The organism is Bifidobacterium choloepi (assembly GCF_010667615.1).
Classification (GTDB): Bacteria; Actinomycetota; Actinomycetes; order Actinomycetales; family Bifidobacteriaceae; genus Bifidobacterium; species Bifidobacterium choloepi.
In genome coordinates this window covers 164,056-179,219 of sequence record NZ_VYSG01000003.1, presented here as the reverse complement: position 1 = coordinate 179,219, position 15,164 = coordinate 164,056, and the positions used below count along the sequence as shown (strand labels likewise).

Genomic DNA, 15,164 nt, shown 5'->3' with positions numbered 1-15,164 from the left:
GAGGCGGCAGGCCCCCGCGAGGGATCCGATTCATTCGGCAGCCCTCCAGCAAAGAAGAAGGCCAGACCTCACACCTTCCCCGCCGCGTGCCGCGCCCCGGTTGCCCAGTTGAGCCGTCGGTCGAGCATGACCAGCGCCATCATGATTCCCGCGAGCGCCAGCGACCGGATCCACATCGACCCGTCATTGAACCACCCGGCATTCGGTAGCGTGACGTCGGCATCGTCATTGTCGCTCTTCGTGTTGGCGACCTTGAACGTGTAGCCGACACCCTCCGTGGTAGCGACTTCTTGGAGGTCAAGATCGTCAGGATCAATATCGGCCAGGGCGACGTCTTCAGCATCGGAGTCTTCCTCGGAGCCGGCGTCGAATACGGCAATCCACGGGACACCGTTCTCGTCGACATAGAGAATCCACTTCCCCGGAATCGGCTCATAGCCCTTCGGAGCGGTTTCCTCCCACAGCCAGTAGAGGCCAGGATCCAGCGACGAGAACGATCCCCATCCGGACGCTTCCGTCGTCATGCACTGTTTCTCCTGATTGTCGCCTTCGACGCAGAAGACCGCGCCTTCCAGCGTTACCGACGTGTCCGCATCGTCGACCTTGTAGACGGACAGCGGTCCGATGGGCTGGTTGGTGAGCACGAAGATATTCTCATCATCATTGTCGGAATCTGTCGTCTCCTTGTCCAAGCCATCGACCGTGGTCTCGTAGGTATATTCGTAGCTGACATTGCCGTCGCCGTCGTATATTTCCTCCGTATTCCTCGTCACGGTGACGGCGTATTCGGTACCGCTCAACAGGTATCCCGAAGGAGCACTCTGCTCCCACAGGATATAGTTGCCTGCACTGATCGAACCGAAATCAGCCAGACCATCGGCACCGGTCGTCGCGCACGAGACAGAACCGTCTGCAACAAGATCCGCGAGCGTCTTGTCTTCGCCGAGAGCCGCCGACAAGTCGGTGATCGAGGCATCGCGGATGCAGAGCGTCGCGTTCGCCAGTCTCGTCGACGTATCGGTCGAGGACACCTTCCGGATATTCAGCGCGCCCTTGTGGTTTTCCACGGCCATCGTTGCGCCGACAAACCAAGTCTCGCTGCCCGACTTATCACCGTCAGCGGTCATCTTGAAGAGGATGGGCGTCGAGTCGAGCTCGTATCCATCAGGCGCCTCAATTTCCACTAGCGCATACAACGTGTTCGCGTAGAGGTCTTCTGCGGGCCAGAGGGTGTTGACATCCTCTTCCTTCATTCCATACGACTCCGGGATGATACCGATCCAGAGGACACCGTCATCAAGAGTCGTACCGGTTGCGAGTGGTTCGCCGGTCGGATTGCCATTAGTATCCGTCTCGTACAGCGCGAACGTCGCGCCGGCCAGGCCTTCGAGGATGTCGCCGTTTTCGTATTTCAGCAGCTTCATCCACTTCGTCGCGGCCGTGCCGGACTGGCTGGAGGACACGTCGACGTCGCTCTCCGCATAGGACGATTCATACCCGAGCAGCGATGCCGTATTGGCAAAACTCATGTATGAGCCACCCTCTTTTTTCTCGGACTGGCCAATCATGCGGGCGACATAGGTAATCGTGATATGACGACTATCCGGCACCGTGAACTTGACATAACTGCTGCTTATCATGTCGACATCACTTAGCGGAGTGAGATCTTCGCCGGTCTCTGCATCGACAATCGTCACCGACGACGGGTCGAATCGCAGACCGGAGCACGCGCCTTCGTCCGTGCAGTTCCATTCCATGTCATCGTAAATGTCGATGAATCCGGTTGACCCTACAGTCAGTGCATTCGGGTTGACATCAAGCGTGAACGTCACCTGCCTGTCAGTGGTATTGCCAACGTCAGCATCCTTTGTCATCACGCCTTCCTTGAACGTGAAGTCCACCGTCGTCGAGAGGCCGTCTTCGTCATTGCCGGAAGACAATTCATTCGTGAAGACAGCGACGAAATTGTCGTTGCTGGACGCGAGGGCGCGAATCGTCTCGAGTGCATCGTCGTCAACCGGCACGAGGGCGTAGACATAGCCAACATAGAGGCCATTGCCGTCCGGCCAGCTGGACGATTCGTCCGGGAAACTCAGCTGCACGGTGCCATCTGCGTCGATGGTAATTCGTTCGCCGATGTCCGTGGCCGACGCGGACGCCGTCATTTCATACCCATCCGGCGTCGACATGAATCGATACACCGATGACAAATAATCCGGCATAGGATTGTCGTCGTCGAAATCGGCAGCTGTCAGCACCTTGAACAGGCTCGTGTCGAAGACATCGGTCAGCGTGATGCCTCCCTCGGGAATGAGCGCCTCGTTCATCATGACGCGGAAGAGCCATACGGTGGAATACTCGTCGTCCTTGGTGGTAACCGTCATTCCCTGTGCCGCCTCCGTCGACGACGTCGTGCCTCCGGCCGCCGTCGTCAGCGACTTGGCGATGGTGTCCACCTGATACGTGAATTCCACCGGCTCGTCCTCATTGAGGGTATTGGTCAAGGTCAACGTGCCGTCATTATCGGCGGCCAGTTGAATCAGCTTGTACAGTACTTCTAAGCTCTTCGGTCGAATGGCGTAGACAATGCCGGCATAGGGATACACATTATATTGACCATCCCAATAGGGCCAGACACTATTATTGCCGCTTTGGGGGAACACAATAGTCAACGTGCCAGTCTCGTCATCCATCTGGAAATACTGACTATTGGCTTCAGTAACACCCGTGCCGTCAACCCACCGTGTAGTCTGCAGGCTGGTTGTGTTGTTACCGTACCGTGAATAATCATCGTTGTAAGCGGCGGCATAAGGATAGTTCTCACCATTGATGGTATCCACTACAAGCTCGAAGTCGTCCCATGTCAGGTCAGTACCTTCCAGCAGACTGCCCAGGACATCGGCGACTTCGATCGTCTCATTGGCAAGTGCCGCCCTGTCCACCATGACGCGGAAAATCCACACCGGCATGCCGTCGGATTCCACGACGGCCGGCGAAGTACTGTCGGTAGCATTACCGCTTGCATCCACCAGCATCTTGGTGGCACTGGTATCGGCATCGCCGTCCTTTGGCGTGACCGACGCAGAGGGCTCCTTCTTGATTTCATTGTCATCGTTATCGCCGATGACCGCTTCCGCCTTGTTGACGTGGGCGCTATTGGCAGTCCATTCTCCGCCGTCCACTGTCATGGTGGTGACAGTCACGGTAACGGTGGAACCCTGCGCTTTCTGGATGCCCTCTTCGGTAAGGACAATCGTAAAGGACTGCACCGGATAATATGCATTCACTTCACCGGGCACATAGGTATAGTCCGTTCCGGCCACCAACACCGTGCCGTCGCTTAACGTCACGGTAGGAGTCTCCGCGACGACATCATAGGCTGTCACGCTCTGGAACGGCAGCGTGTCAGTGATCGTGACTGAGTTGACATTGGCCGATGGCACCTCCACCGAGATCGTCCAGACAATGGTGTCGCCATCTTGTTCGCCACTCTTCGTAGCCCAGTTATCGCTCACCGTGATATCGCTCGAGACATCGACGGAAGAAGTGGTCTGGCTGTAATCGGTTTCGATGGTGTTTTCCACCTTGACATTGCCAATGACATCCTTGACGTCGACCGTCGACGCATAGGTAATCGTATAGGTGTAGTTTCCATCGTCTTCGGGCACGTCATAGGTAAACGTGTTGCCGGAGACCGTCACGGAACTGGCATCATCGGTCCTGATTGTCGTACCGTTCTCGTCCGTGACGACAATCGTGAAATCGCTGGCAAGCGTGCCCTTGGCCAGCGTATCGGTAATCGTCGTGCCGCCAAGCGAAAGCTGCATCTCCTTGTTGACGGTGGCCTGCCATTCGATCGTGTACGTCGACCCGTCTTGCGATGCCACCGTGCCATATTTCGAAACCGACGAGGAAATATTGACATCCGGCAACCACTTTTCCGCGACATTTCCTTCATTATCGTCGGAAGTGAATGTCACTGTATTGGCATTGGCCTGTGACACTGCATACGACGACCCATCATTCTCCTGAAGAGCCTGCGCATACGCCTCCTTATCGAGAGTGGCCGTATACGTCAGCGTGAAGGTGTCGCCGTCGGACAGCGAATCCGCAGTGCAGGTAATGGTGGAAGATCCCTGATCACCGGAACAGGTAACTGCGCCAGCCGGCTCGACAGTCACGTCACCGTTGTAACTCAGCACGGTTCCCTGCATGGTGTCGACGATTTCGACATCCGTGACATCGCCCTTGACGGTCACGTCCACCGTATACGTCACCATGCCGGTCTCGGCGTCATACCACGCGTTCTTCGTACCGGTCAGCGTACCCGCTTGGGCATTGAAGGTGACGGTCTTGCCACCACCTAGGTCAATGGCGCCCCCACTACCGGACAGCGTGAAGGTGGCCTCGATGGAAAACTCGGCGTCGTTGGCTCTTTCCCAGTCGTCAAGCAACGAGCCACTTTCGTCGGCAATGGTGACTTCGAGCACCCATGTTCCATCATCCTGCTGCACAAACTGCCATGTGCTGCCATACATTGAAACCTTATCCGAAGTGACTTCCAGCGTCATGGGATGGAGGTCGGTATCAGTCGGCACGAATCCTTCCGGCAGCGCGTAGGTAAGTACAGCACCGTTCTTGAACTGATAGCTGTTACTTTCGGCAAATGTGAACTCGATCGTGACGGTTTGGCCGCTGGTGACATCGAAGGTGGCCGAATTCGTGACATCCTGTCCATTGACTTTCAACTGCGTAATCATGTTGGACAGGTCCGTCGTAGTCTCTGCCGCGTAAGCCTTCCCGTCCACCGGCAATCCGACAAGCACCGCCAGCGTCATGGCAATGACGGTGAGCACCGACACGGCATGCATTGCGGTTGGCTTGCGGAAGAAATTCCCATGGAAGAAATCGTTATCACCCCTCATCGTGACGCCTCCCCCGAGTTCAGCCCTTCACGGCACCGAACATCCGGGCGCTGCTCCCCATTGGACAGCTCTCGTCAGCCCCATCCGGCGCCGCTGTTTTCTCTACCCAAAGACACGATTGACCACGACCTCCCGTGGTCCGTGATGGTTTTCAAGATACCCCCGTTTTCACCATAAGCAAACAATTCGCGCGCCATGTGGACAACATAAGTAATACTGTCGCAACAACTCCCTCTTCAGAGGGAGTCGGCGAGCCGCAGGCGAGCCGGTGGGAGTGACCAGACTTCAGTGCATTCCACATATGGTCTGGGAACTCCCACCGAAAACGCTGCGCGTTTTCGACTCCCTCTAAAGAGGGAGTGTGATGGAACAGTTACGCCCGTACGCGCCCCGCGGCATGCCTGCCCGCGGGCTCGCCGTGCACGTAGCGTTCCAGCAGCAGGACAGTGAAGCCGATGCCGGCGAGCGCCAGCGACCTCAGCCATAGGTCGCCGCCGTTGCCGCCGGCGAACGGCAACGTGAAGGCGGCCGAGTCCGGGGTATCGGGAGTGTCGGGCGAATCGTTCCAATAATTGATGATCTGCACCGTGCCGCCGACGACATTCTCGTTGTCGACGTACCGCACGAGCGCCGACTCGTCGATCTCCGCGAACGTGTACGTGTAGTACGTCGTCGTGCCGGCGTCCTCGTCGACTTCGAGAAGCGGCAGCGTCTCGAGCAGCGTCGTCCAGCCGTGCGCCGCGTCGATCGTGATCGTCTGGCTGAACGATTCGTCCGGCTCGACGGTCTGACCACCCACATCTGGCGAATCGACCGTGACGGCGAGTTCCCCGGCCGACCAGCTACCGTCCGGAGTATAGACGAGGACCTCGGTGTCGGCCGTCAGGTCAATCGTCGCCTCCATCGTGACGAGCCCGTTGGCCGACGCGTCGAACGCACCCTCGGCGACGGTCTGGTAGCCGTTGCCGTCGTTGACGGCGATGAAGTACTGGTACGCCGAGTTCCAGCTGGGGTTGTATGTCGTCCGCGAGAAGCTGATCGTCATCGTCGACCCGGCGACAGTCGTGCCGCTGTCCACCGTCGAGACGGCGTAGCCCCGTGAATAGTAGTTGTCCGTGCTCACCGCATAGGAGACGTATTCGAGGTCGGTGACGTTGAACACCTGCTTCGTCCTGGTCACCTCCACGTCCACGCTGCCGGACGACGGCACGACCTCCACCTTCACCGGAGTGCCGTCGATGTCCGTCACGCAGGCGCCGTCGTCGTCGAGCTCGCAGGCGACCCAGAGCTTCTCGAGCCGGATGCGCGCGTTCGTGCTCGTGTTCTCGAGGTTGATGGCGGAGCCGAGGATGAGGCCGGTCGGATCATAGTCCGCGGAGGCCGTCGGCGCCGTGGCATTGTCAACGGAACTGTAGACGTAGAAATCGTACGGCGACGAACTCTTCCGGTAGCCGCTCGCCGATTCGGTCTCGACGAGCCGGTAGGCCACGCCGGTCGCGAGCCCGACCACGCTGCCGGCCTCGGCGTCCTCGGCGATGAGCATGTAGCCACTCTCGTTCGTCGTCATCGTGCCGACATAGATCCAGTCCTCCGCACCGGCGTCGTTCACGCCCCACCGGTACAGCTCGAACGTCGTGTCGGCGACCATGATCGAGTAGTCGTCGGCGTTGACCTTGTACGCGTTGACGCCCTCGATGTGCGTGCTGGCGGCCGACGTCTGCTTGACGGTCGCGCCGACCGACTCGCCGGTCGTCTCCGCCACGCCGCTGATCGAGACGCTGTTGGAGACGCGGCGGTCGTTGAGCGTGGTGATGCCGCTGCCGGACAGCACGGTGACGACGTACTGGTAGACGACCTTGAGCGCCATGTTGTCGGGCAGCTCGATGCCGATGATGTTCTGCGTGAGCTCCCACGTGTGTTCGGGATCGACCTGCCGGTAGGTGTACGCGTACTCGGTGCTGTCGAGCTCGCGAATGACATCGCCGTTCTCGTTGAGTTCATAGACGGCGAGCGATCCGGGCACGAGCGCGATGTTGAGCACCTTGATGCCGTTGCTGCCGAACGCGTAGTACGAGAGCACGTCCTCGAAGTACAGCACGTGCGTGCCTTCGACGAGCATCTCGGCGTCCGGGTTGACGATGACTTCATATGGCAGCAGGTTGTTGGCCAGCGCCGTCGAGTTGCCGGTGAACGACTTCGACAGCACGTCCCGCGTGCTCGTCGTCGATTCGGGCACGGTGACGGTCTGCGTCTGCGACGCCGACGATCCGCCTTCGCCGCTCGTCAGCGTCACGCTGTTCTCGTAGCTCGTCGCGGTTGCGATGCCGTCCGCGACCGTCGTGCCGGTCGCGCCATTGCCGGAAGAATCGTCGCCGCTCTCCAAACCCTCCGCCGAGCCGTCCGCCTCCGGCACGTCGCAAACGATGGCGATGAGCAGCGTGCCGTTGCGGTACTGCGCGGCCAGCTCGCCGGAGATGACGAACGTCAGCGTGCCGTCGTCGTTCGTCGTCAGCGTCACCGTGCCGTCGCCGAACGTGATCGTCTCGCTCGCGAGCGCCGTGCCGTCGTTCACGGTGAAGTTCACCGCGCCGCTTTCGTTGTACCGGTCCATGAAGGCGATGGAGACGAGCCGGTCGCGCAGGGCTTCCGGCAGCTGCTCGTCGACGGTGATCGCGCCGCCGTCCTCGGGATATTCGGACGGAATGGACACGACGATGCCCCACGAGAGCGTCAGGCCGTCGGCATACTCGTGCGTGGTGTCCGACGTCGAGTAGCTGCTGGCCAGGTCGACTTTCGAGACGGCCGGCGCCGTCACCGTGACCGGCTGCTCGGCCGTCGCGGAGCCGACCGTCACGCCGTTGGCGCCGACCTGCACGGTGTTGCGGAACGTCGTCGTCACCGCCGGCGCGTTCGCCGTCGTCGCGTAGGCCAGCGTGATCGTCACGCCCTGCGGCAACGATTCGTCGAACGTAATCTCGAACCAGTCGACGAGGTCGTCCTCGTCCATGTCGGCGATGTCGGTGTAGCTGCGGTAGTTCGCCGTCGCCACCTGGTAGCTGTAGGACGATTCGACCCCGTCAACCTCGAGCGCGGCCTCGAGCGCTTCCAGGAACGCCGTGAACTGCGCCTTCGTGAACGCCGATCCGCCGTGCTGGTGGCGGTCGTAGTCGGTCGAGTCGGTCAGCGTCCAGCCGGCCGGCAGCGCACCGTCGGTCGTGTCGATCGTCACGGTCCACATGATCTCGAGCGTCGATCCGTCCTCCGACGCCGTCGCGCCGCCGGCTTCCTTCGTCACGCCGACGCCGACGCCGTCCTGCGCCGTCGCCGTCGTGGTGATCGGATAGTCGGGCGCGTCGGACGGCGTGATCGTGACGGTGTTCGTCGTCGCCGACCCGACGCCCGTATTGGCCGGCGTCACGTACGTGATCGTGTAGGTGCCGGTCTCGAGGTCGCCGGGCAGTACGTAGCCGTCGAGACTGGCGATCGTGTCGTCGATCACCGCGCCGTCGGCGCCGGCCAGCACGATGGCCGACCCGTCGGCGAGTGCCGCCGACGTCAGCGCCGATCCGGCGAGCACGTCGGTGACGAGGTAGCCGGCGACGTCGCCGGTCAGCGTGATCGTCCAGACGTTGACGGCGTTGCCATCGGCGTCCGTCGTCGTGGTCGCCGTCTTGCTCACCGTCGCGTTGCGGTAGTCGAGCGTTGTCGTCGTACCGTCGGTCGCCGTCTCGGTGCCGTTGCCGCCGTCGGGATACGTGACGGTGACGGTGTTGCCGACGGTCTCGACGGTCGCCGCGTTCTCGACGCCGCCGGCGAGCGCCGCCGTGTAGGTAATTTCGTACGATTCTCCCGCGGCCAATTCTCCGAGCGTGGTCGGCATCGTGTCCTGCGTCGAGGTGGTCGTGAACGATTCGCCGGATGAATCGTCCACCCCTGTCTTGACGATGACGACCTCGCTGGCCAGCTGGAGATTATCGCTCATGATGTCGGCGATGTCGATGTCGCCGCCCGAGCCGTTCTGCGACGTGAGCTTGACCGTGTAGCTGACGGTGCCGGCGTCCTTGTCGACCGACGTGGCCGTTTTCCTGACGCTGACGTCGGTGGCCGGCTTGATGTACGTTTCGAGCGTGGCGCTGCCGATCTCGACGCCGTTGAGTTTCGAGACCGTCGTCTCGTCGACTTCGAACTCGACCGAGAAGGCGCCGCTGATGACGGCGCCGGCCGCGCTGTGGTCGGTGTAGGCGTCGTAGGTGTAGACGATCGTGACGAGGCCGTCGGTCGTCACCGAGTAGTAGCCGACCGTGATGCCGGTGCCCGAGCTGACGAGCTGCTCGTTTTCGATCGCCTCGCTCAGCTCGATCACGTCCGGCAACTGGTAGGTGAACGTGTTGTGCTCCGACGTGACGATGTCCGCCGAAACCTGGTAGGCGAGCGTCAGCACGGCGCCCGAGAAGCTCTCGACTGGGTTGTCCGGATCGAGCAGGTCCCGGCCGTCCGATGTCGTCAGCGTGACCGACGTGATGTACTGGCCAAGATCATAGGGGTCCGAAGAGACCGAACCGTCCTGGCTATCCGTGCCATCCGAACCATTCGTGTCGTCCGGGTCGCCATCCGTGATGTCCGGATCATCCGGACTGTCCGGATTGCCCGTCTGCTCGTCCACCCCGACGATATCCGCGTACGCCTGCCCCTTCTCCACCAGCGATTCCGTCATCTGTCCAAGATCCGTGTCCACTGCCGCCTCGGCAATGGTGTCCGGCCCGAGCTGCGCGCCGGCTCCCGACGCGGCCAGCGTCGGCATGCCCACTGCCACGATGACCGCCAGCACCACCAGCATGATCCCCAACCTGACCGGCACCCGCGCTGGCCACGCCACTATCTCGCCAATCCAGTTCCGCGCACTGCGCGGCTTCGCATGCCGCGCTCGAGTTCCGGCATGGGCCGGCTTGCCATCCCGCTCCGGCGGCGTGGCCGGAGTACGGAAGAAATCTTCGCCCGGGGACATCATGGGCCTCCTGATTTCAACCATGACCACCATGCCAGTCGGGTTCTCGTTCCTCGAGGTTGCTTCCGGTTTCCCCGGACTTTCCTTGGTTCCCCAAGTTTTCCTTGGCTATCCAGGCTCCTCAAGGATGCTCCTCGCCCCGATCCGGCACGGTACTTCGTCTCTTCTTCAACAAAAAAGGGCCCCGCGATCGCTCGCGGTTCCCCCATTCCTTCAACTTACCCCCTTAACCTTGTAAAACCCAATCCCCGCGCGGCGTGCCGGCCCCTTCCCGCTCACCCCGGAAGAAGGCCGGCGGCTGCATGATCGTTCACGTAGGCGGTCGGCCCCTCCCCGCTCACCCCGGAAGAAGGAGCTCCCTGGAAGGGAGCTGCCGAGCGTAGCGAGGCTGAGGGTCGACCGCCAATGCCGCCGAAGGCGGCGAGAGCGCGCTGGAACGCACGAAATCCGGTAGACCCAGTTTCCGGATGCATCATAAGACTGGACGAATCGTCCAACAGTCCCGAACAACAAGAAACCCGCCGGCCAGCGGCGGGTTGCGTACTGCGGGGAGGATTCAGAAAGCGAGCGCGCACATGCGCACGAGGATGCCGGACACGCCGACGAAGCCGGCGATGACGGCGCCGAGCCCCACTCCAAGCCAAGTCTTCATGTTGTTCATGATGTCACCTCTCGAGTCTTCATTGACTGTCGTTCGTTGTGCAGGATTCAACAGCTCCGTCGCCGCCTTATTCCTTGCCACCGGCCAGTCCGCCGGCAGCCACGCTGTGCTGTTTGCGCCGCCGACCCCGCGGAACCACGTCGTTCCGTCGCCGTCGCCGACAGTTCGATTCAACCAGACTTGTCTAGTTTTGACAACCCGGCTTCCGGAATCGGCGATCCTCGCCTCGCTTTTGCGAACTTCCCTCGAAAAAGCGTGCGGTCCGCGGGATCCTCCGGGAACCCGCCCACTAACCGCACGCAAACTGCCTCTCCAGCATGCGGTCCGCGGGATCCTCCGGGAACCCGCCCGCCAACCGCACGCAAACTGGCCCATTTGCGTGCGAAAGGCGGGAACCTTCCGGAAGGTCCCCGCCAACCGCACGCAACCAGCGATCGTCCGGGCTCAGCGAATCCGCTCGGCCTTGGCGGCGGGCTGGACCGGGAGGGCGCGCGGGGCGCCGAAGCCGTGGTCGGCGAAGGCGTCGGCGATCTTCTGGGCGACTTCCTTGCTGCGGCCGGCCGCGACGAGCGCGATGATCGAGCCGCCGAAGCCGCCGCCGGTCATGCGGGCGCCGTAGGCGCCCTCGGCACGGGCCGTGTCGACGGCGACGTCAAGCTCGGGGACGGTGACCTCGTAGTCGTAGCGCAGCGAGTCGCCGGACGCGTCGAGCAGCTGGCCGGCCGTCTCGATGTCGCCGTGGCCGAACGCGTCGACGAACTCGTCCACGCGGCCGATCTCGGTGATGACGTGGCGCACGCGCTTCGTCATGCGCTCGATCTCCTCGTCGGACATGCCGCCGACGACGCGGGCCTGCTCGGTCAGCTGCTCGAGGACGGAGTCGAGCGTCGGGGCCGCGGACGGGACAGCTTCGGACGAATCGTTCGAAGTCGAAGCGGAACCGGCGGCGCCGTTGACCTGATCGGCGACGACGCGCAGGTTGTCGACGCCGAGCAGCGCGGCGGCGCGCTCGCAGGTCGAGCGGCGCTCGGCGTACTGGCCGTCGTTGAGCTGGTGCGGCGCCTGCGTGTCGAGCACGAGCAGCTCCACGCCGGCGGCGGCGAAGTCGACCGGCTCCTGCGTGACGCTCTCGACGGCGCTCAGGCCCGGACGGCAGTCGAGCCGGATGGCGTGGCCGGCTTCGCAGCGCATCGAGGCGTTCTGGTCGAGGCCGCCGGTGGAGGCGCCGGCCATGTCGTTCTCCGACTTGATGGCCGCCTCGATCAGCTTGACGCGACCGGCGTCGGTCGAGCCGAAGCCGAGCGAGAACGCGTCGTCGAGCGCGAGCGCCGTCGAGCAGGTCATCGCCGCCGACGAGCTCAGGCCGCTGCCGAGCGGCACGCACGACGAGAACGCCGCGTCGAAGCCGCGCACCTGGTCGAAGCCCATTTCCCGCAGCGCCCACGCGACGCCGACCGGGTAGGCCGCCCAGCCCTTGACGTCGCCGGCGGCGAGCCCGGCGAGGTCGACTTCCATGATCTCCTCCGGGTTGATGTCGGACACGACGCGCACGCGGGTGTCGGCGCGCGGCGCGAGCGCGATGTACGTGCGGTGTGGCAGCGCGATCGGCAGGCACAGGCCGGCGTTGTAGTCGGTGTGCTCGCCGATGAGGTTCACGCGGCCCGGCGCCGCCCAGACGCCCATCGGCTCCTCGCTGAAGCTCTCGGTAAACAGCGTGCTCGCGCGGTCGGCTCCCGCGTCGTCGCCCATCGGCTCGATAAATTCGACTTCCTGAGACATCATTGTTCTCTTTTCTTCGGTTGGTTGTTCAGTATTGTACGATTCTTCCGCCGCTCTCGCGAACGGCTCAGTCGCCGATCCCGCTGATGTCGACCGGGCCGAGCTCGTGGAAGCGCTGGGCGATGAGCTCCGGCGTCGTGTCGGAGACCCACGCGGCCATGCCCGACTCAGAGCCGGCGAGGTACTTGATCTTGTTGGCGGCGCGGCGGAACGAGAAGAACTGCAGGTTCAGGCGGTAGTTGACGCGGCGCGGGTCGCGGACCGGCGCCTGGTGCCAGGCGGCGATGTACGGCAGGTCCATGCCCTTGCCATCGCCCTTGTCGAAGAACATGTTGCCGCGCTTGAGCAGCTGCGAGTACATGACGGCGAGGTCCCAGCGCTCCTGATCGTTCAGTTCATCCAAAGTGAGCACGTCGCGCACCGGCTGGACGTGCACCTCGAGCGGCCAGCGCGCGGCGGCCGGCACGTAGGCGACCCACGAGTGGTTGCGCATGACGACGCGCTCGCCGGCGGCCAGCTCGGCCTGCATGATGTCCTTGAGCAGGTTGGTGCCGTTGACGTCCATGTACGCCTCGGTGTGCTGCAACTCGGTCTCGAGCTTCGGCGCGATGAACGGATAGCAGTAGACCTGGCCGTGCGGGTGCGCGAGCGAAACGCCGATCTCCTGGCCGTGGTTCTCGAACGGGAACACCTGCTCGATCCCCTCGATCGCCGAATCCTCGGCGGTGCGGAACGCCCACGCCTCGACGACGGTGCGCAGTCGCCTGACCGGCAAGTCGGCCGGCAGGCCGTTCTCGTTCGGGTCAAAGCAGATGACCTCGCAGCGGCCGGACGCCGGCTTCTGCTCCCACAGGTGGTTGCCGTCGACGTAGCTGACGGTGTCCGGGACGCCCGGCACGCGGACCATCGACGGGAAGCGGTTCTCGAAGACGACGACATCGTAGTCGGTGTCCGGCACCTCGCCGTCCTGGTAGGGATCGCCCGGCTTGCGCGCGGCCAGCGGGTTGCCCTTTGCCGTGGCGCCGGGGCCGGCGGTGATCGGGCGGTTCATGCGGGCCGTCGCCATCGGGATCCAGTCGCCGGTCAGCGGGTCGCGGCGCATCTGCGGCGCGGCGTACGGCACTTCGTTACCGTCGGCGTCGAGGTGCGGGGCGAAGCGGTCGACGAGCGGCCGCGGGTCGGTCAGCTCGCGCGTCTTCGCGCCGCTGACGTACGCCGGATCGTCATCGAGATAGAAGAACTGGCGGCCGTCGGCGAGCGTCGTCGGCGTGATCCGGATGTTCTCCCTGGCGTACTCGCCCGGATGATAGTACTTGAACTGCTCGTCGGCCTGCGCCGCGGTTTCCTGTGTCATCATTGTCCACTTTCGTCGGTCTGGATGGGGTTGGTTGGTTTGATTTTGGGTACAGTTCGTCACCGCGCCGGCATGTTGCGTTTCACGCCGGCCCGTCAATACTTGGCGCGATTCCCGCGGCAGTTCGCATGCGAGCCCTGATGTTTCGCGGATTCCCGGAAGATTTTCCGAGGCTTTCGCGATGGTTCACGGTTCGCTCGCGGCCAGTTCGCTGCACGATGCCTGCCTCCGGACGGCAATCCGACGGAAGAATCGTGCAAATTCAACCGCGGTCGGGGCTACTCGCCGAGGTCGAGATTCGCTTCCTCGCCCTCGTCTTCGGTCTGGTGCGCGAGCACGAGTTCCTTGACGAGGTCGCGCGTCTTCATGACCGAGTCCGGGTCGAGGCCATCGTCGGTGATGACGGTGTCGACCTGGTCGAAGCGGGCGAACAGCGACAGCGAGGTGCTGCTCCACTTCGTGTGGTCGGTCAGGATGATCGTGCGGTCGGCAATGTCCATCATCGCCATGTCGGTCGCCGCCTCGAGCGAATTCGGCATCAGGAATCCGCGCGGGATGGAGACCGAGTGCGTGCCGAGGAATACAGTGTTGACGCGCAGCGACGCGATGACCTTGTCGGCGATCGGGCCGACCAGCGAGTTCGAACGCGTGATCACGCCGCCGGTCACGATGACCTCGACGTCCTTCGACTCGAGCGCCTGCACGAGCTCGGCGACCGGAATCGAATTGGTCAGGATCGTGACACCGCTCGACTGCTGCGATTCGAGCAGGTGCTGCGCGAACACGTAGGCCGTCGTGCCACCGCCGATCGCGATGACGTCGCCGGGCGAGACCAGGTTGATGGCCTCCTGCGCGATCGCGTCCTTGAGACCGATGTCCATCTGCGACTTGACGGAGAACAGCGGCTCGCTCAGCAGCGTCGACGTCGACACGGCACCGCCGTGAACGCGCTTGAGCAGGCCCTTGTCGGCGAGCTCGGCGATGTCGCGGCGGATGGTCATCGCGGAAACACCCAGCTCCTTGGAGAGAGCGGTGATGCGCACCGCCCCGCGAGTCCTCAATCGACTCACGATGAGATGTTGACGTTGTGACGAAATCATACGAACATTATCGCACAAAAAATTGCAGATTGCGAACTCTCATGAGCGTTTCCCGCGCAACGATGTCCTCCGAACCTCACAACCGGCAAAGCGACAGTGTTCCACCGTGGCCCAGATGTCTCATTATATGGACGCCGTATCCTAGACAGCAGTAGCCTTACTGAGCAATTGTCTCACATGTCGAACCGCCCGCGCCGCCGCCGTGCCTGATCCCTGTATAACAAAAACGGCCCGTTCAAGGGCCATGAAATTCGGTGAGAATCCGGGTGTTCCGCGTGTTGCCCTGCGCGTCGTCCCTTTCTGTGCGCCCCACAAGGGCCGGCACGGCCCGCAGGTCAAC

General features: G+C 62.6%; 5 protein-coding genes. All 5 read right to left on the bottom strand.

All coding sequences use genetic code 11. The annotated features are described in order from the left end of the window. Positions 1-68 precede the first annotated feature (68 nt). Positions 69-4,925, bottom strand: a complete 4,857-nt coding sequence (locus tag F6S87_RS07245; protein WP_163227985.1) for a SpaA isopeptide-forming pilin-related protein — start codon at positions 4,923-4,925, stop codon at positions 69-71. A 373-nt stretch (positions 4,926-5,298) separates the two neighbouring features. After that, the gene (locus F6S87_RS07240; RefSeq protein ID WP_163227984.1) at positions 5,299-9,762 is read right to left on the bottom strand and encodes a prealbumin-like fold domain-containing protein; all 4,464 of its coding nucleotides are present in this window, start codon (positions 9,760-9,762) and stop codon (positions 5,299-5,301) included. A 1,273-nt stretch (positions 9,763-11,035) separates the two neighbouring features. Further along, positions 11,036-12,370, bottom strand: coding sequence for a galactokinase (gene galK / locus F6S87_RS07235; protein ID WP_196779161.1), 1,335 nt, complete (start codon positions 12,368-12,370; stop codon positions 11,036-11,038). Between the two features lie 67 nt (positions 12,371-12,437). After that, the gene (galT, locus tag F6S87_RS07230; RefSeq protein WP_163227982.1) at positions 12,438-13,724 is read right to left on the bottom strand and encodes a galactose-1-phosphate uridylyltransferase; all 1,287 of its coding nucleotides are present in this window, start codon (positions 13,722-13,724) and stop codon (positions 12,438-12,440) included. A gap of 278 nt (positions 13,725-14,002) precedes the next feature. After that, on the bottom strand, positions 14,003-14,824 hold the full coding sequence (locus F6S87_RS07225) for a DeoR/GlpR family DNA-binding transcription regulator (RefSeq protein WP_163227981.1): 822 nt from the start codon (positions 14,822-14,824) through the stop codon (positions 14,003-14,005). Positions 14,825-15,164: the final 340 nt, after the last annotated feature.

Bases quoted from the DNA above. Each gene is read 5' to 3' on its own strand.
- F6S87_RS07245 (WP_163227985.1), bottom strand. From the start codon at position 4,925: ATGAGGGGTGATAACGATTTCTTCCATGGGAATTTCTTCCGCAAGCCA.
- F6S87_RS07240 (WP_163227984.1), bottom strand. From the start codon at position 9,762: ATGCTGGTGGTGCTGGCGGTCATCGTGGCAGTGGGCATGCCGACGCTG.
- galK (WP_196779161.1), bottom strand. From the start codon at position 12,370: ATGTCTCAGGAAGTCGAATTTATCGAGCCGATGGGCGACGACGCGGGA.
- galT (WP_163227982.1), bottom strand. From the start codon at position 13,724: ATGACACAGGAAACCGCGGCGCAGGCCGACGAGCAGTTCAAGTACTAT.
- F6S87_RS07225 (WP_163227981.1), bottom strand. From the start codon at position 14,824: ATGATTTCGTCACAACGTCAACATCTCATCGTGAGTCGATTGAGGACT.